Origin of the sequence: Flavobacterium sp., assembly GCF_039930565.1 — a bacterium.
Lineage (GTDB): Bacteria > Bacteroidota > Bacteroidia > Flavobacteriales > Flavobacteriaceae > Flavobacterium.
In genome coordinates this window covers 1-22858 of the sequence record NZ_JBDTTP010000066.1, presented here as the reverse complement: position 1 = coordinate 22858, position 22858 = coordinate 1, and the positions used below count along the sequence as shown (strand labels likewise).

At 33.4% G+C, this 22858-nt stretch carries 22 protein-coding genes; 14 read left to right on the top strand and 8 right to left on the bottom strand.

Features of this window, described 5'->3' with window-relative positions:
* Both clpX and ABI657_RS14925 read left to right on the top strand, forming a co-directional pair.
* Positions 1 to 1211: ATP-dependent Clp protease ATP-binding subunit ClpX (gene clpX / locus ABI657_RS14930; RefSeq protein ID WP_348098069.1), on the top strand; the 1211-nt coding region annotated here is incomplete at its 5' end.
* Between the two features lie 104 nt (positions 1212 to 1315).
* A complete protein-coding gene (locus ABI657_RS14925; protein WP_348098068.1) occupies positions 1316 to 1978 on the top strand; it encodes a murein L,D-transpeptidase catalytic domain-containing protein in 663 nt (220 codons plus the stop codon).
* A 158-nt stretch (positions 1979 to 2136) separates the two neighbouring features.
* Here ABI657_RS14925 and ABI657_RS14920 read toward each other — a convergent pair whose 3' ends face one another.
* Entirely contained in the window at positions 2137 to 3099 is a 963-nt protein-coding gene (locus ABI657_RS14920) for a helix-turn-helix domain-containing protein (RefSeq protein ID WP_348098067.1), read from the bottom strand.
* 127 nt (positions 3100 to 3226) lie between these two features.
* Between ABI657_RS14920 and ABI657_RS14915 the strand changes: the two genes are divergently transcribed.
* The 8 genes from ABI657_RS14915 (at position 3227) to serB (ending at position 7669) form a co-directional block, all read left to right on the top strand.
* Complete coding sequence (locus ABI657_RS14915; protein ID WP_348098066.1) at positions 3227 to 3634, top strand: glyoxalase/bleomycin resistance/extradiol dioxygenase family protein; 408 nt, start codon at positions 3227 to 3229, stop codon at positions 3632 to 3634.
* Between the two features lie 25 nt (positions 3635 to 3659).
* Complete coding sequence (locus ABI657_RS14910; RefSeq protein ID WP_348098065.1) at positions 3660 to 4064, top strand: SRPBCC domain-containing protein; 405 nt, start codon at positions 3660 to 3662, stop codon at positions 4062 to 4064.
* Positions 4065 to 4472 (top strand): DUF1801 domain-containing protein, encoded by a 408-nt coding sequence (locus tag ABI657_RS14905; protein WP_348098064.1) that lies wholly within the window; start codon positions 4065 to 4067, stop codon positions 4470 to 4472.
* A 20-nt stretch (positions 4473 to 4492) separates the two neighbouring features.
* Positions 4493 to 4900, top strand: coding sequence for an SRPBCC family protein (locus tag ABI657_RS14900; protein ID WP_348098063.1), 408 nt, complete (start codon positions 4493 to 4495; stop codon positions 4898 to 4900).
* An 11-nt stretch (positions 4901 to 4911) separates the two neighbouring features.
* Entirely contained in the window at positions 4912 to 5322 is a 411-nt protein-coding gene (locus ABI657_RS14895; protein WP_348098062.1) for a VOC family protein, read from the top strand.
* A gap of 7 nt (positions 5323 to 5329) precedes the next feature.
* Entirely contained in the window at positions 5330 to 5767 is a 438-nt protein-coding gene (locus tag ABI657_RS14890; RefSeq protein ID WP_348098061.1) for an SRPBCC domain-containing protein, read from the top strand.
* Between the two features lie 73 nt (positions 5768 to 5840).
* Complete coding sequence (locus ABI657_RS14885) at positions 5841 to 6281, top strand: VOC family protein (RefSeq protein ID WP_348098060.1); 441 nt, start codon at positions 5841 to 5843, stop codon at positions 6279 to 6281.
* 158 nt (positions 6282 to 6439) lie between these two features.
* Complete coding sequence (gene serB, locus ABI657_RS14880; RefSeq protein WP_348098059.1) at positions 6440 to 7669, top strand: phosphoserine phosphatase SerB; 1230 nt, start codon at positions 6440 to 6442, stop codon at positions 7667 to 7669.
* 307 nt (positions 7670 to 7976) lie between these two features.
* Here the strand turns inward: serB and ABI657_RS14875 are convergent, their stop codons facing one another.
* Positions 7977 to 8573: a hypothetical protein gene (locus ABI657_RS14875; protein ID WP_348098058.1), complete on the bottom strand. Its 597-nt coding sequence runs from the start codon at positions 8571 to 8573 to the stop codon at positions 7977 to 7979.
* 49 nt (positions 8574 to 8622) lie between these two features.
* Positions 8623 to 10131 carry a GH3 auxin-responsive promoter family protein gene (locus ABI657_RS14870; protein WP_348098057.1) on the bottom strand — a complete coding sequence of 503 codons (1509 nt, stop codon included), beginning with the start codon at positions 10129 to 10131 and terminating at the stop codon, positions 8623 to 8625.
* 200 nt (positions 10132 to 10331) lie between these two features.
* Between ABI657_RS14870 and ABI657_RS14865 the strand changes: the two genes are divergently transcribed.
* Positions 10332 to 11123 carry a DUF2797 domain-containing protein gene (locus tag ABI657_RS14865; RefSeq protein ID WP_348098056.1) on the top strand — a complete coding sequence of 264 codons (792 nt, stop codon included), beginning with the start codon at positions 10332 to 10334 and terminating at the stop codon, positions 11121 to 11123.
* Positions 11124 to 11276: 153 nt separating this feature from the next.
* Positions 11277 to 12356 (top strand): glycosyltransferase family 9 protein, encoded by a 1080-nt coding sequence (locus ABI657_RS14860; protein WP_348098055.1) that lies wholly within the window; start codon positions 11277 to 11279, stop codon positions 12354 to 12356.
* A gap of 32 nt (positions 12357 to 12388) precedes the next feature.
* On the opposite strand, the gene ABI657_RS14855 is transcribed toward ABI657_RS14860, so the two are convergent.
* Together ABI657_RS14855 and sppA are read right to left on the bottom strand one after the other, a co-directional pair.
* Complete coding sequence (locus tag ABI657_RS14855; RefSeq protein ID WP_348098054.1) at positions 12389 to 14980, bottom strand: AsmA-like C-terminal region-containing protein; 2592 nt, start codon at positions 14978 to 14980, stop codon at positions 12389 to 12391.
* 182 nt (positions 14981 to 15162) lie between these two features.
* The gene (gene sppA, locus ABI657_RS14850) at positions 15163 to 16920 is read right to left on the bottom strand and encodes a signal peptide peptidase SppA (protein ID WP_348098053.1); all 1758 of its coding nucleotides are present in this window, start codon (positions 16918 to 16920) and stop codon (positions 15163 to 15165) included.
* Positions 16921 to 17112: 192 nt separating this feature from the next.
* Between sppA and ABI657_RS14845 the strand changes: the two genes are divergently transcribed.
* Entirely contained in the window at positions 17113 to 18300 is a 1188-nt protein-coding gene (locus tag ABI657_RS14845) for a hypothetical protein (protein ID WP_348098052.1), read from the top strand.
* 57 nt (positions 18301 to 18357) lie between these two features.
* Entirely contained in the window at positions 18358 to 19491 is a 1134-nt protein-coding gene (folK, locus tag ABI657_RS14840) for a 2-amino-4-hydroxy-6-hydroxymethyldihydropteridine diphosphokinase (protein WP_348098051.1), read from the top strand.
* Between the two features lie 104 nt (positions 19492 to 19595).
* Here folK and ABI657_RS14835 read toward each other — a convergent pair whose 3' ends face one another.
* The 3 genes from ABI657_RS14835 to ABI657_RS14825 form a co-directional block, all read right to left on the bottom strand.
* Positions 19596 to 21803 (bottom strand): T9SS type B sorting domain-containing protein, encoded by a 2208-nt coding sequence (locus ABI657_RS14835; protein ID WP_348098050.1) that lies wholly within the window; start codon positions 21801 to 21803, stop codon positions 19596 to 19598.
* Between the two features lie 102 nt (positions 21804 to 21905).
* Positions 21906 to 22448: an RNA methyltransferase gene (locus ABI657_RS14830; protein ID WP_348098049.1), complete on the bottom strand. Its 543-nt coding sequence runs from the start codon at positions 22446 to 22448 to the stop codon at positions 21906 to 21908.
* Positions 22449 to 22523: 75 nt separating this feature from the next.
* A partial coding sequence (locus ABI657_RS14825) for a DUF1573 domain-containing protein (protein ID WP_348098048.1) occupies positions 22524 to 22858 on the bottom strand: 335 nt, incomplete at its 5' end.

The window sequence follows — 22858 nt, the reverse complement described above, 5'->3', positions numbered from 1 at the left end:
GTTCGTTTTGTGGAAGAAAAAAGCCAGAAACCAATTTATTGATTGCAGGTATCAACGCACATATTTGTGATAAGTGTATTGAGCAGGCACACGGAATTGTAATAGAAGAGTTAAAATCAAGCGGAAGCGCAAAACTGGTTGGGGACTTGATTTTAAAGAAACCAAAAGAAATCAGGGCTTTTTTAGATCAATATGTTATTGGTCAGGATCAGACAAAAAAAGTAATGTCGGTTGCGGTTTACAATCATTACAAACGTTTAATGCAACAGCAGTTAGACGACGAAGTAGAGATTGAAAAAAGCAATATCATTATGGTGGGTCAAACCGGAACAGGAAAAACACTGGTGGCTAAAACGATCGCAAAAATGTTGGATGTTCCTTTGGCTATTGTTGATGCGACAGTTCTGACAGAAGCAGGTTATGTGGGTGAAGATGTCGAGAGTATTTTGACACGTTTACTTCAGGCTGCCGATTATGATGTAACCAAAGCAGAAAGAGGAATCGTTTTTATTGATGAAATAGATAAAATTGCCCGCAAGAGCGATAATCCATCCATAACACGTGACGTTTCTGGTGAAGGTGTGCAACAGGCTTTATTGAAATTACTGGAAGGCACAGTAGTAAACGTACCGCCAAAAGGAGGCCGAAAACATCCGGATCAAAAATTTGTTGAGGTTAACACACAAAACATCCTGTTTATTGCAGGTGGGGCGTTTGATGGAATAGAGCGTATTATTTCGAAACGTTTAAACCGTCAGGCTGTTGGATATTCGACATCGAAAAATGTAGACAATATCGATAAAGACAATCTATTGCAATATATCATTCCTAAAGACATCAAGGATTTCGGATTGATTCCGGAAATTATTGGTCGTTTGCCGGTTTTAACACACATGGATCCATTGGACAGAGAAACATTACGTGCTATTCTGACTCAGCCAAAAAATGCGTTAATCAAACAATATCAAAAATTATTTTTGATGGATGAAGTGGAGTTCAGTATTACAAATGAGGCATTGGATTTTATTGTGGATAAAGCATTAGAGTACAAATTAGGAGCTCGTGGATTGCGTTCTTTATGTGAAGCTATTCTAACAGATGCGATGTATGAATTGCCAAGTTCAGACGATAAAGTATTGACAATCGATGAAGATTATGCCAGGCATACTTTAAACAAAAATTTATTGAAGAGAATGGAAATTGCTTCATAATTAGCAATTGATTTCTATAATTTTATAAAACCTGTTCATTATATTTGAACAGGTTTTTTGTTTTTTAGAACTGTCCTGACTTCACTTTCGTTTAAATATTAAGTATGAAAAAAATAATTTATCTCTTAATTTCAATATTTATTCTTTCTTGTAACATGAAAGAAAGCAAGGAAAAAAATGCTGTAAAAACCGAAACTTCAAAAGAAATAATTGCAGGAGAAGAACTTCGCAGCGAAATCAAAGACATTGATTATGCTACTTATTATCAAGAAGCAAAGCAATATTGTAAAAAGGAAAACCTGAATCAGGATCAATTTATTCTGATCGATTTAGGTGTGCATTCGGGTTTGAAGCGATTTTTTGTTTATGACTTTAATAAAAAGGAAGTTTCTAAATCCTATATGGTAAGTAATGGCTGCGGGGATAATAATTGGAGTGGTACTTCTACAAAAGAAAATGCTCCTTTGAGTAATGAATTCGATTCGCATTGTTCTTCGACAGGTAAATATGTTGTTTTGGATCGCGGCTTCAGTCAATGGGGAATTAAAGTCAATTATATATTACAGGGAAAAGACAAGACTAATTCAAATGCGAGAAAACGGGCGATTGTTTTGCATTCCTGGGAAGCCATTTCAACCAATGAAGTTTACCCGAAAGGAACTCCGGAAGGCTGGGGTTGTCCAGCAGTTTCTAACGAAAGTATGAAAGAAATTGATGAGATCCTGAAAAAGAATAAAAAGGTCCTGATGTGGATTATCAAATCATAAATTAATAGCAATCTTATTTTCTTATTTCTTAAGAAAATAAAATTTCTGGCTTAGCCCTGATAGAAGCGGCATCCTGTTGTTGCGGGGTTCGCAACAAGAGATACAGCGGATAGCAGGACTAAAGTTATTTTGAAAATCGAATTTCTGCTCTAAAAAAACTACTGAACCCTAAACTTCTCCCGATATTCAATAGGTTTCATGCCTACCATTTTATAAAATACTTTCCGGAATGCTTTAGGATCGTTGTAACCTGTTTTTTCGATAATTTCAGAAATCGAAAGCTGTGTTTGCTCCAGATATTTTTTAGAGCTTTCTACCCGAATATTTTGTAAATATTCAATTGGCGGAATTCCAGTGACCTGCTTAAATCTTCTGGTCATGTTTCTGGAACTGGTTGGAATATCTTTGGTGATTTCCTCCAGTGTTTCAATCGTACTGTAGTGACTTTCTATTTTTTGCTGCAGCATAGCAACCAAACTGTCATTGTGCAGATGATTCGGTCTGAACGTGCTGAAATAACTTTGTTTGTATCGGTTCAAATCGATGGAAAAAATCTTGGCTATCTGAACAGCAATTTCATTTCCACAATATTTCTGAACCAAAAGAATCAATAAATGAAAAGTGGAGGTTGAGCCTCCGCTAGTATATAAACTGCCATCAGCTGTCAAAGTCTCTTCTGATTTTAATTTCACTAACGGAAAAGCTTTTGTAAAAGCACTGCAGGCATCGACATGTGTAGTTGCCAGTTTTTCGTTGAGTAACCCGGAAGCTGCAAACAAAAAGGCACCCGTGCAAAAACTCGCCAGTTCAGATCCGGACTGATGTTGTTCCTGTAGCCACGGTATAAATTCTTTATTTCTGGCAATCATCTCGCTCATATTATCGGTAGTAAAGGCGGGAATCAAAATCAGGTCTAGATTTTCATTGGACTGAATGGATTGTACTTCATATCCAAATAGTTCTTTTTCATTAATTTGATCAGCCGATTGAAAAACCATTATTTCAAAATGTACCTCTGTTTCTTTGCTTAATTTATTGGCTGTTTCAAAAACTTCTAAAATCGCTGCGACGCTTAATAATTTGTAGTCGTAAGGGATAATCAAACCTACTTTCGTGCTCATATTTTTTTCTTTACAATTTACGAAGATATAAATTTTGTCTTAAATGACCCTAAAATTGACTTTTATTGTAGTTTAATGTCGGATTTGAAATTTTAAATTTGTTTTAAATAATTTATAATTTAATAGTATGAAAACAAAAATATTCCTGAATCTTCCCGTAAAAGATTTAAATCGATCCATTGCATTTTTTACCGAATTGGGATTTTTATTTAATCCAAAATTCACTAGTGAAAAAGCAACGTGTTTAATTATAGGCGAAAATATAAACGTAATGCTTTTGGTTGAAGAGTTTTACAAAACATTTACAGACAAAGAGATTTGCAATACCGCTACTGCAAGCGAAGTTATTATCTCGATATCAGTAGAAACTCGTAAAGGAGTAGATGAAATGATCGAAAAAGTGTTGAAAGCCGGAGGTGTAGATATCCAGACAAAAGATTACGGCTGGATGTATCAACGCAATTTTTTTGATATTGACGGACATCACTGGGAGATTTTCTTTATGGATGAAAGCCAGATTCCACAAATGGGTTAATTTTTTTAAATTAAAAATTTAAAATATGATAACTGTACAAACTACTGTTTATGGTTCAATAGATAAAGTTTGGGAATTCTGGACAACACCAAAACACATTCAGAAATGGAATAATCCTACGGATGACTGGCATACACCATATGTACAAAATGATGTAAAGGCTGGAGGTAGATTCAAATATACAATGAGCACAAAAGATGAAATTATCTCATTTGATTATGAAGGAATTTATACTAAAGTCGACAAATTTTTAGTTATTGAATATCAACTTGTTGATGAAAGAACAGGAAGTGTTCAGTTTGAAAGTCAGAGTGATAAAGTAAAAATAACAGAGATTTTTGAACCCGAAAAATCGCATCCTGCAAATGAACAAAAGCAATTTTGCCAGGGAGTTATTGATAATTTTAAAAAATATACTGAAGCAAATTAAATGACGAAACAATCAAATAAAAATAGCGAAGTAACGGAATTTCTGAACGAACTTAATCATCCTTTTAGAAAAGAAATAGAGAAGTTAAGAGATTGCATTTTAGCATCAAATAAAGATCTGACGGAAGATATTAAATGGAATTCGCCCAACTATTGCTTTGAAAACGAAGACAGGATTACCATGAGAATTCAGCCAATGAATACAAAAGTTCAGCTGATTTTTCACAGAGGAGCAAAAAAGCAGGAGCAACCAAAAGACAAATGGATTGAAAATAAAAGTAAAATGTTAGTCTGGAAAGAAAATGACAGGGCAATTGTAACGTTTAAAAATCTCCAGGAGATTGAAAACGGAAAAGACGAGTTGGAGAAAATTATAACCGAATGGATATCTGCAGCCAAAAATAAATAAATTTTAAATTACAGAGCTATATGATTACAGTACAAACAACAATTAGGGCTTCAATAGAAAAGGTTTGGGAATTTTGGACATTGCCGGAACACATTACAAAATGGGCATTTGCTTCTCCCGACTGGCATAGCCAATATGCTAAAAATGATTTAAGACAAGGTGGAAAATTTACAACCAATATGGCAGCCAAAGACGGCAGTATGAGTTTTGATTTTTGGGGAGAATATACATTGATAAAACAAAATGAAGCGATACATTATGTAATGGGAGATGGAAGGAAAGCGGAAATCACTTTTAAAGAAACATCAAACGGAATAGAAATTACTGAAAACTTCGATCCTGAAACTGAAAATCCGGAAGAAATGCAGCGGGGAGGCTGGCAGGCTATTTTGGATAACTTTAAAAATTACGTACAAAGTTCAACTTAAAAATTAATGATATGGCTAAACAAATTTGGTTGAATCTGCCGGTTAAAAATGTATCAAAAGCGAAAGACTTTTTTTGGAAACTGGGTTTTTCTTTCAATGAACAGCACGATACACCAAGTTCTACCTGTATGGTAATTGGGGAAGGACATTTTGTGGTGATGCTTTTTGAAGAATTATTATTCAAAAGTTTTTCCCAAAATGAACTGACAGATACACAATCAGGTTCTGAAATCTTAATTTCGATTGATGCAGAAAGCAGGGAAGAAGTGGATGAATTGGCAGAAAAAATAAAAGAAGCAGGAGGAAATGTTTTTAGTCCGCCGGCCGAAAGCCAGGGATGGATGTACGGCTGTGGTTTTGCCGATTTGGATGGTCATCGCTGGAATGTTTTATATATGGATTTCAATAAATTACCTAAATAAATTAGATATGCAAACATTAGAATTTACAATTAGAATTAAAGCCACTGTAGAAAAAGTATGGTCAGTTTTATGGGATGATGAGACCTACAGAAAGTGGACAAGTGCTTTTTGCGAAGGTTCTTACGCACTTAGCGACTGGAATGAAGGCGATAAAATACATTTTATGTCTCCAAAGGGGGAAGGAATGAACAGTATTATTGAAACAAGAATGCCTAATGAGTACATGGCGTTTAAATATATTGGGGAAATAAAAGATTTCAAAGAAGTACCACTTGATGAAGAAACACAAAAATGGAGCGGTGCAATGGAAACCTACCGATTAATTCCAGATGACGAATTTACAGATTTGATCGCTCAGGTTGATATTGTTGAAAAACACATCGATTATTTTAAGGAAGCTTTTCCGAAAGCATTAGAAACAGTAAAAGAACTTGCAGAGAAATAAATACCAATTGCAAAATTCAATGGCAATATCAATATAGAATGTATATAAAAAATAACAATAAAAATAACAAATCATGGCAACATCAGTAAACCCTTATTTAATGTTTAATGGAAATTGCGAAGAAGCATTTCTGTTTTATAAATCAGTTTTTGGAGGCGAATTTCCATACATCGGAAAGTATAAAGATGCGCCAGTAGAAGATGGTGGCGAAGCACTTTCTGCAGAAGATGCAAACCGAATCATGCACGTTTCGCTCCCGGTTGGGAACACTATTTTAATGGGAAGTGACAGTCATCCGAAATATGGTGATGTTGGTTTTGGAGATAATTTTTCAATTTCGATCAATACGGAGAGCACAGATGAAACAGACCGTATTTTTAATGGATTATCAGCAGGAGGCAAAGTGGAAATGCCATTGGAAAAAACATTTTGGGGAGCTTATTTCGGAATGTTTAAAGATAAATTCGGTGTAGCCTGGATGGTCAATTTTGATGAAAACGAACCTAATAAATAATAATTAAGTTACGTTATTTGGATACTCGGACATAATTGTTAAAATAATTCAAAAAGCACATTCGTTTGTGCTTTTTGATTGTAAAAAAAACAAAGAATATCCTTTTTTATCAACAATAGATTGCCGATTTTTGTCGCTTCTAAATCAATAAGGATAAAATGGTACTAGAGGATAAGGAGATAATTTTATTAAAAGTTTCAGGACATGACAAACCAGGAGTAACTGCTGGGTTAACATCAGTGTTGGCAGAATATGATGCTGTTATTCTAGATATAGGCCAGGCCGATATCCATGATACATTGTCTTTGGGAATTTTATTCGGAATCGAAGCCGGCTCAAGTTCAGGACCTGTTTTAAAAGATCTGCTGTTCAAGGCTTATGAATTGGAAGTAAAGGTTAAGTTCATACCAATTTCAATTGATGATTATGAAACATGGGTAAAATCCCAATCCAGACAGCGTTACATCATTAATGTTTTAGGAGAAAAATTAACGGCCGCACAATTGGCTGCCGTGACAAAAATAATGACAGATCAAAATCTGAACATTAACTCTATTATACGATTAACCGGAAGGACTTCTATTGTTGAAAAAGAAGAATATCCCCGTTCCTGCATACAATTGTCAGTAACCGGAGAAATTGTAAATAAGATAGAAATGACCGCCAGTTTTATGGAAATTTCCAGAACGCTCGATGTTGATATTTCTTTCCAGGAAGACAATATTTACAGAAGAAACAGACGCCTGGTATGCTTCGATATGGATTCTACCTTAATTCAGACAGAAGTAATAGACGAATTAGCAGAATTGAACGGAGTAGGCGAGCAGGTGCGTGCGATTACAGAGTCCGCTATGAATGGCGAGATTGATTTCAACGAAAGTTTCAAAAAACGTATGGCATTGCTGGAAGGATTAAGCGAAGACGTTTTGCAAAAAGTAGCTGAAAATTTACCCATCACAAAAGGGGCTCATCGTTTGATGAAAGCCCTGAAATATTACGGCTATAAAACCGCCATTTTATCCGGAGGATTTACCTATTTTGGTGAATACCTGCAAAAAGAACTGGGAATCGATTATGTTCATGCCAACGAATTAGAAATTATAGACGGAAAGTTAACCGGCAAATATATTGGTGATATCGTAGATGGTCTTAAAAAAGCAGAACACCTAATGGCTATTGCTGAAAAAGAAGGAATTCACATCAACCAGACTATTGCAGTTGGTGATGGAGCCAACGATTTGCCAATGATTAATTTAGCAGGTCTCGGAATCGCTTTTCACGCCAAACCAAAAGTAAAAGAAAGCGCTTCAACTTCTATTTCAAGCTTAGGCCTTGACGGCGTTTTATACTTATTAGGCTATCACGACCGATATATTGATATGATGTAATTTTATAATTTTGTCATTTCGACAAAGGAGAAATCACACAAGTATCGAATAATCAAAATATGACAACCTTAGTTTTTAAATAAAGCTAAGGTTTTTTTATGGGCATGTCCCGCAGAAAAAGCGGGTCGGGCTATCCGTTGCAATCTTTTGTGCCGAACCCCGGCACAAAAGGATTTTCACTGCTATCCCTCATGCGACTTAGTGGAATTGGCATTTCTAAAAATTATTTAAATTAAAAAAAACAATTTTTGTATTAATGCGAGCGCTATCACTATTTTTATTTCTATTAGCTTTTTATTTTATGTAATTATTTAATTTTTGCTAACTCAATATTTTTCACTGCTCCAATTGGTGTAATTTTTATAGAACTATTTCCTTTGGTTACATAAAAGTAATAGGCGCTGTTTGTATCAATCAGATAAACATCTTCCTTCTCTCCAGAGTTAAAAGTGATTTTTTGCTTGTATTCTAATTTGTTGTTTTTAATTTTTCTTGAGATGTTGTGTCCTCCTCCAATTCCTAAACCAAGAAAAAAACTTAACATACCAACGGAGATTAAAATAAAAAACACATTAGTCAATTTATTTTTGAATTCTTCATCTGATATTTTATATGAATTCTCTTTTAGACCAACCATTTTTCTGACCCATGTTTTGCTCCTGTATTTGTAGCAAAATAAAAGAAAGAGCGCGATGAAAGTCAGGAAAACAAGAAAACTCAATAATATAATTGGGTTTGAAGTCAGATCAGCAATCGGACTGATAAGAATATCCATGATAGTTGAATATTTCAAAATGTTTATTCCCAATTGATAAAAGAAAACACTTTCTTTTAAAACTCCCATTATCACAAGAAAAAGATATCCAAGAGGAATTAAACTTTTTGTTTTTTCTATTAAACTCATTAGTAAATTTAGTTTTACAGTTTTTAATAATAAATAATGATTTTTAAATCTACATCTCCTTCAACTGCTCCAAATAATCCCTTTGGTTAGAAAGTCTCGGAATCTTATGTTGTCCCCCCAATTTGTCTTTTTCTTTTAGCCAGTCGTAAAATAAATTTTCACGGGCGACATTAATTACCAATGGGTTTAAGGTCATATTGTTGTAGCGTTTGGCTTCGTAATCAGAATTTAAAGTCTGCAAAGTTTCGTCAAGCACTTTCTGGAAAAGTCCAACATCAGCAGGTTTTTTTTTGAATTCGATCATCCATTCATGGGCTCCTTTTTCTTTGTCCTGCATGAAAATTGGAGCAACGGTATAATCTTTTACTTCGGTATGGGTAATCTCACAGGCTTTGGCAATTGCCTGATCGGTATTTTCGACCATCAATTCTTCACCAAAAACATTAATATGATGTTTGGTTCTTCCGGTAACACGAATTCTATAAGGATTTAAAGATGTAAAACGAACTGTATCTCCAATCAGATAACGCCATAAACCTGAATTAGTAGTAATAACAATGGCGTAATTTTTATTCAGTTCTACATCAGCCAGACGAATTACTTTTTGGTTGGGAGTATCAAAAGTATCCATTGAAATAAACTCGTAGAAAATTCCATAATCCAGCATTAAAAGCAAATCACTTGAATTATTTAAATCCTGAATGGCAAAAAATCCTTCAGAAGCATTGTAGATTTCGTAGTATTTAAAATCCTTGCTCGGCAGTATGTTTTTATATTGTTCTTTGTACGGAGAAAAGCTCACACCACCATGAAAATACACTTCAAGATTGGGCCATACTTCCAGCAGATTTGTTTTTCCGGTATCTTCTAAAACCCTGTTCATTAAAACGAGCATCCAGGACGGAACTCCGGCAAAACTGGTTACATTTTCATTTTTTGTTTCATTGATGATCGCTGCAATTTTGCTTTCCCATTCAGTCATCAGCGAAATTTTATTACTTGGGGTACTTCTGAATTCAGCCCAGATAGGCATGTTTTCAATCAAAATAGCCGATAAATCCCCAAAAAAAGTATTGTTGTTTTCATATATCTGGGAACTTCCGCCCAAACGAAGACTTTTGCCCAAAAACAATTCCGAATCCTCATTATTGTTTAGATACAGACAGAGTAAATCTTTACTGCCTTTATAATGACAATCTTCGAGCGCTTCGTTGCTTACCGGTATAAATTTGCTTTTGGCATTGGTAGTCCCGCTGGATTTGGCAAACCATTTTATCGGGGTTTCCCAAAAAACATTCTGTTCACCCTGACGCGTTCGTTCAATCAAAGGCTGTAATTCTTCATATGTAGAAATCGGGACTCTTTCTATAAATGTCTGATAAGAGTTTATTGATGAAAATTCATATTGTTTTCCAATAATCGTGTTTTCTGATGCGGTTATTAAATTGTGCAGCAGCTCTTCCTGAACCTCATTAGGATATTTTAAAAAAAGCTCAATTTGATGAATTCTTTGTTTAAGGACCCATGAGGCAAACGAATTTATTATAGATATTGGCATGAATGAATTTAGATTTTGGGGTTTCTTGTTTGATCACTAATGCCAAAAGTCGAAAATTTAAAATTTGAATATCAACAGACAAATACTAACTTTGGCATTATATCAAAAATAGTGTTTTTTTATAAAAAACAATTTATTTAGTATTAAACATTCCTGATAGGATTTACATATTAAATAAAATTCAGCAATCTAAAATTCCCATGACATACCAAGGAGTACTGACCAAAATGCAAACTGAAATCGGAAATCCAATTCAATATTATCTTGTTTTTGAGGATAGTTTCCTGAATGTAAATCAATTACTGAATAAGGAAATTGAGATTAACGTCGTGGGGCATCAATGTTTGAATTGTAATAAAAAGAAGAAAATATTCAGACAGGGTTTTTGTTACGATTGTTTTTATTCCAGTCCTGCAGTAGGTGACTGGATTATGAGACCAGAACTGAGTACCGCACATTTAGGAATTGCAGATCGTGATTTAGATTACGAACAAAAAGTGCAATTACAGCCACATGTTGTGTATTTGGCATTGTCTAGTGAAATAAAAGTAGGGGTAACCCGCAAGACTCAGGTTCCAACCCGATGGATAGATCAGGGGGCAACACATGCAATTGCTATTGTTGAGGTTCCTAACCGTTATTTAGCCGGAATTACTGAGGTTGCCTTAAAAGAGCATTATGCTGATAAAACCAATTGGCGAAAAATGTTGTGCGCCTCAGGATCTTGTGATTTGATTACAGAAAAAGCAAAAGTTGAAAGTTTGATTCCAACAGAAGCCAAAGGTTATTTTAATAGCGATAAAAATGACCTTTACGAATTGCATTATCCGGTTTTATATTATCCGGCAAAAGTCACAAGTCTAAACCTGGATAAAACAGCTTCATTTCAGGGAAAACTAATTGGAATTAAAGGACAATATTTGATTTTTGAAAACGGAATAGTTTTTAATGTCCGGGGTTCTGAGGGATATTTAGTAACAATTCATGTTTAATTTATACATGTAAAACTTGATACATTTCATTACAATTTTGTAATGGTTACTTGTTGAAAGATTTTAATTTTAAAAAATAAAAGAATCTATATTTGAAAGATTCAAAAAGCAAGTTTATTTTTTAAAAATTAAGTTCTAACACAATGTATTAAAATGGGGATCTGGAAAAAAATAAATATTTTTAGACGCGCTATGATGCGTACTCTTACTAAGAATATTGGAAAATCAAATTTTAAAGATCGTATTTTTTTAGTCAATAAAAACGAAATAAAAAGAGTTTTGATTTCCAGACCTAATGCGAGATTGGGAAATTTATTATTGATATCACCTCTTATTCAGGAAGTAGCAGAAACGTTTCCAAATTGTAAAATTGATTTGTTTGTTAAAGGAACTCTTGCACCGGTTATTTTCAAAAATTATGATAATTTCCAGATGGCAATTGAACTCCCTAAAAAACCTTTCAATAATTTAATGGCATATTTTAAAGTCTGGATTTCAATAAAAAAACAAAAATATGATCTTGTTATCAATGTAGATCAGGGATCTTCGTCAGGACGATTAGCCGTAAAATTTAGCGATGCAAAATACAAATGCTTTGGAGATTTCAATGAAGTTAACAAAGAAGAAAAAAGTGATTATAATCACATAGCAAAATATCCTGTCTACAATTTTAGAAATTACCTCACAGAATTAGGACTGCAGGAAAGAAAAAAAATAATTGCACCGCTGGATCTTAAATTAGATTCTTTTGAATTATCTGAGGGGAAAAAATTTTTAGAGAGCATAGTTGGAAACCATAAAAAGACTATTTGTATTTTTACTTACGCTACAGGCGAAAAATGCTTGTCAGAGAACTGGTGGGAAGATTTTTATCGAGAATTAAAGGCTGAATATGCAGACTTTAATATAATTGAAATTTTACCCGTAGAAAATGTTTCACAGATTGCTTTTCAGGCACCTACCTTTTACAGCAGGGATATTCGGGAAATAGGGGCAGTCATTGCAAACGCAGATGTTTTTATTGGTGCCGATAGTGGAATTATGCATTTATCCAGCGCTGTTCAAACGCCTACAATTGGGCTTTTTTCTGTCTCTGATCTCAAAAAATATGCACCATATGATAATTGCAGTATCGGAATTGATATTAATACAGTTTCATCCGGAGATTATTTTAAGATTATAAATCCAATTCTGAATAATGGTAAATTAAATTTATATTCAAAAGCAATATAAAAAAAGCCAATCATTAAGATTGGCTTTTTTGATTATTTTTTCTTTTTGAATAACCCATTTAATAAATCGCTGGCTTTTTTAGTTGTTTCCTGTGTGTTTTTTTCCTTTTCAGTTGCTGCCTTCGAGGTGTCTTTGGCTTTTGTGTTTTTATTTATCAAATCACTAAGAGCCGAAGTTCCCTGTTTTTTTAATTTTTCCTTTTGTTGATTGACCAATTGCGTAGTCAAATTGCTCAATGCAGCTTGGGTGTCGGTTGAAATTTTTGGATTAGAGAAACTACCCTTAAGCATAGCATTTATTGGAATGCTTTCGAGTTTTGCAGCATCTGCCGGAGACATTTTTGCAATAAGTGCATTGGCTTCAGTTCCTAAATATTTAGTCGGCACATCCAGTTTTACATTGTAATTCATTATTTGGTCAAAACCGTGCGTTCCCCCAATGGTCGCTTTGATGTCCTCGTATTTTATATCAAAGGGTTTAATATTCACTTTTCCATTGTCAAAGCTCAATGCCATTTTCAGGTTATTAAGGTTCAGTTTACTAACATCAATAAACTTTATGTTTGATCCTAAGGCATTAAGTAAGGTTGAGTTCTTTGAATTTACTGTAGTAGAGAGTAATTGACCTAATAAATTACCAGTTAAGGATTTTAAGTCAGGAGTTAACTCCATGGCATCCAAGTTACCGTTTAATTTAATTGTAGAATTTAATTTACCATCTATAATACCTGCAATTGGTGCGATTTTTTTCATCATATCCAATTGAGTAAAAGTCTGCGCAATATCTACCTGATCAAAACCGAGATTCATGGTAAATGTAGGTACTTTCTGCTTGGTTGAAATAGTGCCGTTCAAGCCAATATTTCCGCCAAAAATGGATGTTTTAAAGTTTTGTAAAGTTGCTTTCTCATCTTTCACAATCAATTTTCCAGAAACATCGCTTAGTACTAAATTATCATATAAAACTGTATTGGCTTTGGCGTTTAAAGTACAATTTAAAAATGCCGGAATCTTCATAGCTTCAGCTTTTTTTGCTTCGGTTTTACCTTTTGCAGGTTCACCGGAAGTCATAAAGTCATTTACAGCCAACTGGACCGAATTCATATTGAAGTTTCCTTTCAATTCTTGTTTTTTAAACAGAAATCCATAGAAATTTTCTAAAACTCCATTGATGCTGATGTCACTTCTGCCAGTAGTGGCATTAAATTGTTTAAGTGTTATCGTACTCGGGTTAAATACGACCAATGCTGTGCTTATGTTCATTGATTTATTGTTCTCGTCAGTATACTTAAATCCTGAAAGGCTCATTGTACCCGCATTCTTAATGTTCTCGTATTGGCTTTTTTCTACGGATGCCATATCAAATTTGGTTGTAACATCCGCTTTCAATATTCCTGACAAAGGTTTGTCTATTTTTATGGGATAGGCTTTCGAAAGGTTTGCTAAATTGATTGTTCCTTTCAAGGCAGCATCAACAATAGGATTTACAGTAACATTTTTAATATTCGCTTTTGCACTAAAAATATCCTGGTCGATTTTGAATGTTAATTTATCTAAATTTACGTAGGTATCATTTAATATCCCTGTTTCATTAATGATTTTAGTATCAATAACAATATTCTCAACTGATTTTGGCAAGTTCGGATATTTAAAAGAAGCATTGTTGGAAGCGATTTCAATATTGAATTTTGGAACTGTTGTTTCTGTCAGCTCTCCTTTTGCAAAACCTGCAATTGTAAAATCTCCCGTAGTTTTTACACCTTTTAGACTGGAAGAATAGGCAGAAGGTATCAACCCCAGGAAATTAGTAAAGGAGGAGGTGGGTGTTTTAAATTTTAAATCATAAATCTGTCCAGCCTCTACCATTTGTATGAATCCATCAAATTCTAAAGGTAATTGGTTAATTAAAGCTTTGTTTTGTTTAAAAGTGTATTTGCTTTTCTCTAAATCAATTCCTAAAACAGCATCTAAAGTCAGTGCAATGTTTTTCATATAATTGACTTTGTCCATATCTAAAGAAACTTTCGCGGTAGATTTTGTTGTTAAATCTAATTTGGAATTAGTAAAATCCCCGGTTCCTTCATGATTTAAACTGTCAATAACCATTTTTATCTTCGAGCCCTGGTCAATATATCGAAAAGTGAAATTTTCTATTTTATAATTCTGTATTTTTAATGAAAGCGGCTTGCTTTTATCATCTGATGTGCTTTTTTCCTTATCTTTTAAAGCAATATCAAAGTTACCAACACCGTCTTTATTAAAAATAATGTTGATAAGACCATTTTCAGAGCTGATTCCTTCGATATTCATCGGTTCATCTTTTCCTTTAAAAAGTTCTTTGATACTCATTTTTAAATTCAATTCTCCCACAGAAACCAAAGTATCGCCTTCAAAAGGTGCTTTGTTGATGATAACCAGTTTCTCGATTCCAACAGTAGCATTCGGGAAATTTTTAAATAAACTTAAATCGGCATCTGCAAAACTTACCTTTGCATCAACACTTTCGTTGATTGCCTGTGCAATTTTTGCTTTTATCTGATCTTTGAAAAAGTAGGGAATAGCAAATAATGCGGCAATAAAAACCACGAGTACAATTCCTGAAATTTTTAGAATTTTCTTTAGCATAACTATGATTTGAGGTTAAAATAGTACAAAATTTAATTTTTGCTTCCTGCAAAAATAGACTTTATGCGGGAAGGTATTCGCAATTTTTTGATAAAATATAAAATTGTTTTTGACTTAATAAAGAAACAAAAAAATCCGTTTGATATTTATTCAAACGGATTATAATAACAATTTAGGATATATTATTTAATATTTATTCCATAAGGCATCATTGCCTGAACGCCTTTTTGTCTTTGAAATCTTTTGATTTGTTCTATTAAAATGTAATTTTCTTCGCCAATTTCTTCTTTAATAAATGCCTCTTTTGATTTGGCGAAAGGCAAATTAGAAAAAAGATCATTAAGGCTTTTATCATATTCAGGATAATTCTGAGTACTGTAGGATTTAATTTTAGCAATTTTGGCTGCTTCTGCAACAGCATCATCCAGACCTCCAATTTTATCGACAAGTCCAATTTTTATAGCTTGGGATCCTGACCATACGCGACCTTGGGCAATCGCATCAACCTCGGCAAAAGTCATTTTTCGTCCTTGGGCAACATGCGTTACAAAAGTGTTATAAATATGTTCAACACTTTCAAGGGTAAAAGCTTTGAATTTTTCATCAACCGGAACAAACGGACTGTAATTTGCCGAATTTTCATGTGTTTTTACCTGTTCTGTATTAACGCCTAGTTTATTGGCCAGAGGAGTAAAGTTAGGTAAAACTCCAAAAACTCCAATTGAACCTGTAATAGTGTTGTTTTCAGCGAAAATTTTATTGGCATTACAAGCAATATAATAACCGCCCGATGCAGCGTAGTTACCCATAGAAACTACAATTGGTTTCACCTTTTTTGTAATCTCGATTTCTCTCCAGATCAGGTCAGAAGTTAAAGCACTTCCTCCCGGGCTGTCAATTCTAAGTACAATAGCTTTTACATCATCATTTTCACGGGCTTCCTGTAACGAACGTCGCATTGATCCTTCTCCTATTTCGGTTACATCGCCTTCGCCACTAAGAATTTCACCCTGGGCATAAATAATAGCAATCTGGTCACTAGCAGTATCTGCTAAAGCAGTGGTAACATTATTTTGCGTATAATCTGTAATTGAAATTTTATTGTAATCATCATCGCCAGTAACTTTCAATTGCTTTTTTATGGCATTATGATAAACATCTTCATAAGCAACAATATCCACTAATCGCTGCGCTTTTGCCATTTCCGGAGTTCTGGCCAATAATCCGTTGGCAATTTCATTTAATTTGTTAACAGGAATGTTTCTGCTTTTTGAAATATCTGTTATAACTGTTGACCAGAGCGAATTTAAAAGAGCCGTGATTTGCTCTCGATTAGCCTCACTCATTTTATTTTCTAAAAATGGTTCTACGGCACTTTTATATTTTCCGTGACGAATTACTTCCATATGAATGCCTGATTTTTCCTGAAAATCCTTAAAAAACATCACTTCAGATGAAAGTCCTTTAAAATCCATATCTCCAACCGGATTTAGATAAACTACGTTGGCAACCGAATTTAAATAATATTCTTTTTGAGAATAGGTGTTGGCATACGCCCAAACAAATTTTCCTGATTTTTTAAAGCTTTCAAGTGCGTTTCTTAAGTCTTTATATTGTGCTAATCCCAAATAAGATTCATCGTTTAAAATAGAAATACCTTTAATGTGATCATCCGTTTTTGCCGCTTCAATTGCATTAATAACGTCGGTTAATCCAATTCCATTCTGACCCGAGAATTGAGTCACCCATGGATCTTTAAACTTACCAGCGTAGTCATTTTGAATGTTTTTTAAATTTAATTCTATTACAGAATCGGTTTTGACAGAAACACTGTCATCTCCTCCAAAAATAGCTCCAATCAGGATTACTCCAAAAAAGAACAGCATAATAAAAACAAAAATACCAATAACTGTGGCAATTACATTTCCTAGAAATTTCATAAATACATTTTTTTAATAAGTATCAAAAAAGCGTGATCTGTTACAAATATAATCTAAAATAAAATTGATTTTAACAGTTCAATTGTTTTACTAACCGCTTTTAAGGTTTTTAAATAAAGCTTGGAATTTTATGTTTGTAGGATAATTTTGTTTAATTCAAAATTTTATATTTGAATAAAATTAATTTAGGATATGAAAGTAAAAAGGTTTCTTTGGAGTTTGTTATTGATTAATTTTTCAATCGTAGCGCAAAATAAAAAAATAACTGCTGTAGTTGCGGATAGCTTGTCAAAATTGCCTCTGGAAAAAGTAAATATTTACAACGAAAAAGACAATTCTTTAACAAATGAAGAAGGTGCTTTTACATTTGTATCGGAAGTTGATGTAGTTAATTTTAGTTTAATTGGATATGAAAGTATTCAATTAAAGTTTAATGAAATTAAAAATCAAGACACTATTTTCATGAAAATTAAAAGTATTGAGCTTGATGAAGTTGTAGTTGGTAATGAAACTGCGATATTAAAAAAGGCTTACAGTAAAATTAAAGATAATTATGCTTTGGAGCCCTATAATGAAATCTTTTTTTTACGATGTATTTTAAAAAGAGATTCCGAAATAACAAGACTTCAGGATATTTATGCTAAAATTTCCAGGAAATCACTTTTTAAAACGAGTAAACAGCCTGATAATAAATGTGAAATTGAAATTTTGAATATGCGAAAAATTGGAATTTCTGAAAAGAAAAATGTCGAATATTTCAGGTTTCATAGTTTCGAGAAAATGTTTGATTTGTTTACGATGTTAAACATAACAATTGAAAAATTTGAACTGACAGAAGAAAAAAACACAACAGAAGGTTATATAAAAATTAGTTTTATAACTAAAGATGATAGCTCAATCGGACAGAAAACGAGTGGTTATTTTATCATAAATAAGGAAGATTATGCCTTTGTAGAAACCTATTTTGACTTTTATAATAATATAGAAAAAATACCTTATACGGAGGATGGGAAAATTAAATATAGAACCACTGCTTATAATAGAACTACAAATTTTAAAAGAAATAACGCTACGGGTAAATATTATTTAAACAATGCAAATTCAGACTTTAGAGTAGAAGTTGTAGGGAAGGATAATAATAATAAAGCATTTTATGATTGTTCGACTGTTTTTTTTGTGACTAACAGTTTTATAACTGACAAAGCAGATTCGAATATATCAATGGATAAAGATGTTTTTAAAGTAAAATATCCTTTTTCAGATCAATTTTGGAAAAGCCAGAATCAGCTTCCTTTAACTACTGATTTGAAAGATTTTTTAAAACGAGTTACGGAGAACAAAGACAACAAAAAAGAATTTGAAGAAATTGGAAACTTCTGATTTTCGATATAAATAATGCGATTAATTCTAAATACTTTTAGTTAATTTGCATTAATTATGAAGTCACAGCATCAGGTCGTTTTATCAATAGGGAGCAATCAGGGAAATCGTTTAAAAAACATCGAAAATTGTATCCAGTTGATCCATCAGGAAGTAGGAACTGTAATTCAGGTTTCAAGACTGTATGAAACGCCGCCCTGGGGTTTTAAAAGTGATGCTTTTTATAATTGTGCCTTGCTTTTGCATACACATTCATCTGCACAAAAAATACTGAATCAGGTTCTGAAGGTTGAAAAGCAACTGGGAAGAATCCGCTCTGATGAAAAAGGCTATCAATCCAGGATTATTGATGTGGATCTTATTGTATTTGATGATAAAATAATTGATTCTGAAAAACTTGAGATTCCACATCCACATATGCAAAACCGGAATTTTGTATTGCTTCCAATGCAGGATTTAAAACTAAACTGGAAACATCCTGTTTTTCAAAAAACAATTTCCGAATTAATTGCCATTTCACCAGATGATAGTGTTTGTACAATTGTACAGGATTTGAAAAACCCATTATCGGAAATTCCGTTACAACGATTTAATTATATTGCCTTTGAAGGTAATATTGGTGCAGGAAAAACAACTTTGGTTAACAAAATTGCTGAAGATTTTAATGCAAAAACTGTTTTGGAACGTTTTGCTGATAATCCATTTTTACCTAAATTTTATAAAGATCAGAACCGATATGCCTTTCCGCTGGAAATGTCTTTTCTTGCAGATCGCTATCAGCAATTATCAGATGATCTTGCGCAATTTGATTTGTTTAAGGATTTTATCATAGCAGATTATCATATTTTTAAATCACTGATTTTTGCTAAAATCACTCTTGCAGAAGATGAATACAGGCTGTATCGAAATTTATTTGATATTATTTACAGAGAGATGCCAAAGCCTGATCTGTATGTGTATTTGTATCAGAATACAGAAAGGCTGCTTCAGAATATAAAAAAAAGAGGCAGAAATTACGAACAAAATATTTCAGCAGAATATCTGGATAAAATCAATAATGGCTATTTGGAATATATAAAATCACAAGCTAATTTGAATGTTTTGATAATTGATGTTTCTAATCGTGATTTTATAAAAAATCACGAAGATTATCTTTTTATTTTGAATGAAATTCAGAGTATAATTAGATAATTGCCTAGTGTTAAACATATTTTCATTTTTGTAACAAAAAAAGATATGCTGAATAATTTTTTTTAATTATCTAATTTTCTAATTGGCACATTATCCTAATTAAATCATCTTTTTAATGAAAAATGTCCTCTGAATAAGGGTGTATTGTTGTCAATTTTTAAGGCATACCAATAATCAGATGCTGGTAAAAGTGTTTTGTTAAAAGTCCCATCCCAACTCATTTCAGATCCACTCAGTTTAGTAATAAGTTTTCCGTATCGGTCAAAAATGGTAAGTTCAGCCTGAGGATAATTTTCTATACCAGTCACTTCCCAGACATCATTGTGTAAATCATTATTTGGTGTAAAAAAAGCAGGGACAATTAAAACTATAAAGTTTTGGGTAATTTTATTAGCAGCGCAAAGCTTGTTCGTTGTTCTTACATAAGCAGTTTGCAGACCACCGTGAACATCATAAAAGATATGGGATGACTGGTAGTTTTGACCATCAACAGAGAATTCAAAATAATCTTCAGGATTTTCAAGATTAATACTGACAGTTTGTTGGTCAACATTTATATTTTTAATAATTGGTTTTTTATATTCAATTACAGTAATTGTTTTCGTGCTTGAACAACTTTCAGGTGCTGGGCTGGTTACGATTACCGTGTAAGTTCCTGGCGTAGAAATTTTGATGGTTTGTGTTTTTTCTCCTGTAGACCAGTCATATTCTACTCCCGTTATTTTTGCATCCAATTCTATTGTTTCTCCTTCGCATAAAACAATATCATTTTCATCAGTAACAACTGGAAGGGAATAAATTATAATATTTACAGGTGTTCTATTATTGTTGATACACCCATTATTTGAAGCTTCGGCATAATATGTTGTATTGGTAGAAATTACTGGTGTAGTAAAATTATTCCCCTGATAAACGCTAGAGCCTCCTGATAATGTCTTGAACCAATTAATAATACCAACATTTGATGTTGCTTCTAATAGTACTGATCCTGTACCACATCTTGGAGCTGGTGGTAAAACTGTCGGGTCATTAGGAGTATTATTTACTATGGCAACAACCGATTTTCGGTTTGTTATACAGCCAGAGTCTGCATAATAAGTTGTGGAAGTAGTAACTACTGGTGTCGTAAATGAAGTCCTAGTTGCCAGAGGAGTTGTACTTACAGCAGAATCATACCAGCTAATTGTTGTTCCTGGTGTAGTTGTAGCAGTTAAAGTAAATGTTCCGGAATCGCATACTGCATTTGGATTTGTAAGGGTAACTTGTGGTATTGTAATTTTTGTACTGGCTGCAATTTTCAAAGGAAGTTCTCCCGGCATTCCGCCATATTCCACTATGTATCCCTTTGGTTGGTAATCTCCAGTTGCTCCTCCTGTATTTGACAAATCATTCCATGAACCCAAAATTCCTACTCCAGGAGCTGTAATGTGAGCATAATCTTCATCTCCTGCCTGATTTGGTTCGCTATTATTCCAGAAAGCAAAATTAGGTGTACTTCCGTTGCTAAGGCCATTCCAAAAAATGATTCCGTTTCCGCTATTTGCTAGTCCCTCAGGTCCGGTTACCCATTTCCAAACATTTTCTGTTTCTGCGTCACTACCTCCAATCCAACCTGCACCTGAGGCTTGTTCTCCTGATAATTTTGCTTCATCAGATGCTAAAAGAGTAGCAAGATATCCTTTAAGACCATAATAGTTGCTTGCCTCAGCTGCAGCTTTTGCGCTTGTCCATGTAATTCCAATACTAGGTACAAACATATAATAATGTCCCGTAGAAGGAAGGTAATTTGCCTGCCCAATTGTTATAGAAAAAGTTCTGATTCCTGACGCTGTTGCAGATGAATTGTAAAATTGAACGTCTTTTATGGCAGCTTCAAATTCGGAATATAATACATCGACACCAGTTGGACTGTATAATTTTAATTTTCCAGCTGTTGCATCCCAACTTGTAATAATTTTTGGGTGTGAAGCAGGATTTGAAAGTTGTAATTGGTCAAATCCATTGGAGTAACCAGATGAAATTTGAATAAAAACAGCTTGGGTTCCTGTTTCAGCAAGATCATGATTAATGTCAATTGTAGTGGTAATATGTATGCTGGTTTGAGGACAGTATAATTGATCTCCTGTTGCGGTTATTATTGGAGGATCGATAGCTAAATTTGACTTTCCATTATTTTTTTTGACAAATCTAAGGGTGTCGTTTATTTTGATAGTACTTTTTTCTAAAGCTTTAAATGTATCATTTGAGTGTGATAGATTAAAACTAAAAATAAGTAATAAAAGAGATAATTTTACGAAATCATTTTTTTTCATTTTATAAAAGTATCAATTTTCTAATAATAAAAAAATTTGTTTCAATTTCAAACAATTAGATAGAAATTGCTTTAAATATTTGCTGATTCGGTTCTGTTTTTTTTAAGTGTTTTTAGTCCAATTTAACTTTTGAAACAAATCCCAAACAACAATACCGGCACTAACCGCAATATTTAAAGAATGCTTTGTTCCCAATTGTGGAATTTCAATACATCCATTACAAATAGCTACAGCTTCCTGAGCCACTCCATAAACTTCATTACCAAAAATTAAAGCATATTTTTGATTTTTTTCGGCTTTAAAATCCTGAAGAAAAATGGCGCTTTCAACTTGTTCAACAGCAAGTGTCAAAACATTTTCTTTTTTGAGATTCTGTATAACTTCTAAAACATTTTCATGATGTTCCCAGGCAACAGTTTCTGTAGCGCCAAGAGCAGTTTTATGTATTTCTTTATTGGGAGGAGTAGCTGTAATGCCACAAAGGATTATTTTTTCAATTAAAAAAGCATCTGCAGTTCTAAAAACGGATCCTATGTTATGTAAACTGCGAATATCATCCAATACTAAAATTAAAGGTGTTTTATCTGACTTTTTGAAATCATCAATTGATTTTCTGTCCAGTTCGCTATTTTCGAGTTTTCTCATTGGGTTAAAATTGAGGTCATAAAAAAAGCTTCCAAAGATAAGGAAGCTTTTTAGTTATTTAGATGTTTTTCCGATTTAGCTTTTTACAGGATCCGGTAAAACAGTACCTTTAATAGTAAGTGTTTTTGTTGGTTGTCCCTCTGCATTAGAAGTAACCGTTACCGTTTTTGTAAATGCTCCAACTCTGTCAGTAGCATATTTTACACCAATAATACCTTTTGCACCCGGAGCAATTGGCTCTTTTGGAGTTGTTGGTACCGTACAGCCACAAGATCCTTGAGTGTTAGTAATAATTAATGGCTTTGTACCGTTGTTTACAAAAACAAACTGACGATTACCATCAGCATTGTGAGCAATAGTTCCGTAATCAATTGTTTCGTTTTCAAAAACCATTCCGGCTCCCTGAACTT

Coding starts and splice junctions, on each gene's coding strand:
- ABI657_RS14925 (WP_348098068.1), top strand. CDS start 1,316: ATGAAAAAAATAATTTATCTCTTAATTTCAATATTTATTCTTTCTTGT.
- ABI657_RS14920 (WP_348098067.1), bottom strand. CDS start 3,099: ATGAGCACGAAAGTAGGTTTGATTATCCCTTACGACTACAAATTATTA.
- ABI657_RS14915 (WP_348098066.1), top strand. CDS start 3,227: ATGAAAACAAAAATATTCCTGAATCTTCCCGTAAAAGATTTAAATCGA.
- ABI657_RS14910 (WP_348098065.1), top strand. CDS start 3,660: ATGATAACTGTACAAACTACTGTTTATGGTTCAATAGATAAAGTTTGG.
- ABI657_RS14905 (WP_348098064.1), top strand. CDS start 4,065: ATGACGAAACAATCAAATAAAAATAGCGAAGTAACGGAATTTCTGAAC.
- ABI657_RS14900 (WP_348098063.1), top strand. CDS start 4,493: ATGATTACAGTACAAACAACAATTAGGGCTTCAATAGAAAAGGTTTGG.
- ABI657_RS14895 (WP_348098062.1), top strand. CDS start 4,912: ATGGCTAAACAAATTTGGTTGAATCTGCCGGTTAAAAATGTATCAAAA.
- ABI657_RS14890 (WP_348098061.1), top strand. CDS start 5,330: ATGCAAACATTAGAATTTACAATTAGAATTAAAGCCACTGTAGAAAAA.
- ABI657_RS14885 (WP_348098060.1), top strand. CDS start 5,841: ATGGCAACATCAGTAAACCCTTATTTAATGTTTAATGGAAATTGCGAA.
- serB (WP_348098059.1), top strand. CDS start 6,440: ATGGTACTAGAGGATAAGGAGATAATTTTATTAAAAGTTTCAGGACAT.
- ABI657_RS14875 (WP_348098058.1), bottom strand. CDS start 8,573: ATGAGTTTAATAGAAAAAACAAAAAGTTTAATTCCTCTTGGATATCTT.
- ABI657_RS14870 (WP_348098057.1), bottom strand. CDS start 10,131: ATGCCAATATCTATAATAAATTCGTTTGCCTCATGGGTCCTTAAACAA.
- ABI657_RS14865 (WP_348098056.1), top strand. CDS start 10,332: ATGACATACCAAGGAGTACTGACCAAAATGCAAACTGAAATCGGAAAT.
- ABI657_RS14860 (WP_348098055.1), top strand. CDS start 11,277: ATGGGGATCTGGAAAAAAATAAATATTTTTAGACGCGCTATGATGCGT.
- ABI657_RS14855 (WP_348098054.1), bottom strand. CDS start 14,980: ATGCTAAAGAAAATTCTAAAAATTTCAGGAATTGTACTCGTGGTTTTT.
- sppA (WP_348098053.1), bottom strand. CDS start 16,920: ATGAAATTTCTAGGAAATGTAATTGCCACAGTTATTGGTATTTTTGTT.
- ABI657_RS14845 (WP_348098052.1), top strand. CDS start 17,113: ATGAAAGTAAAAAGGTTTCTTTGGAGTTTGTTATTGATTAATTTTTCA.
- folK (WP_348098051.1), top strand. CDS start 18,358: ATGAAGTCACAGCATCAGGTCGTTTTATCAATAGGGAGCAATCAGGGA.
- ABI657_RS14835 (WP_348098050.1), bottom strand. CDS start 21,803: ATGAAAAAAAATGATTTCGTAAAATTATCTCTTTTATTACTTATTTTT.
- ABI657_RS14830 (WP_348098049.1), bottom strand. CDS start 22,448: ATGAGAAAACTCGAAAATAGCGAACTGGACAGAAAATCAATTGATGAT.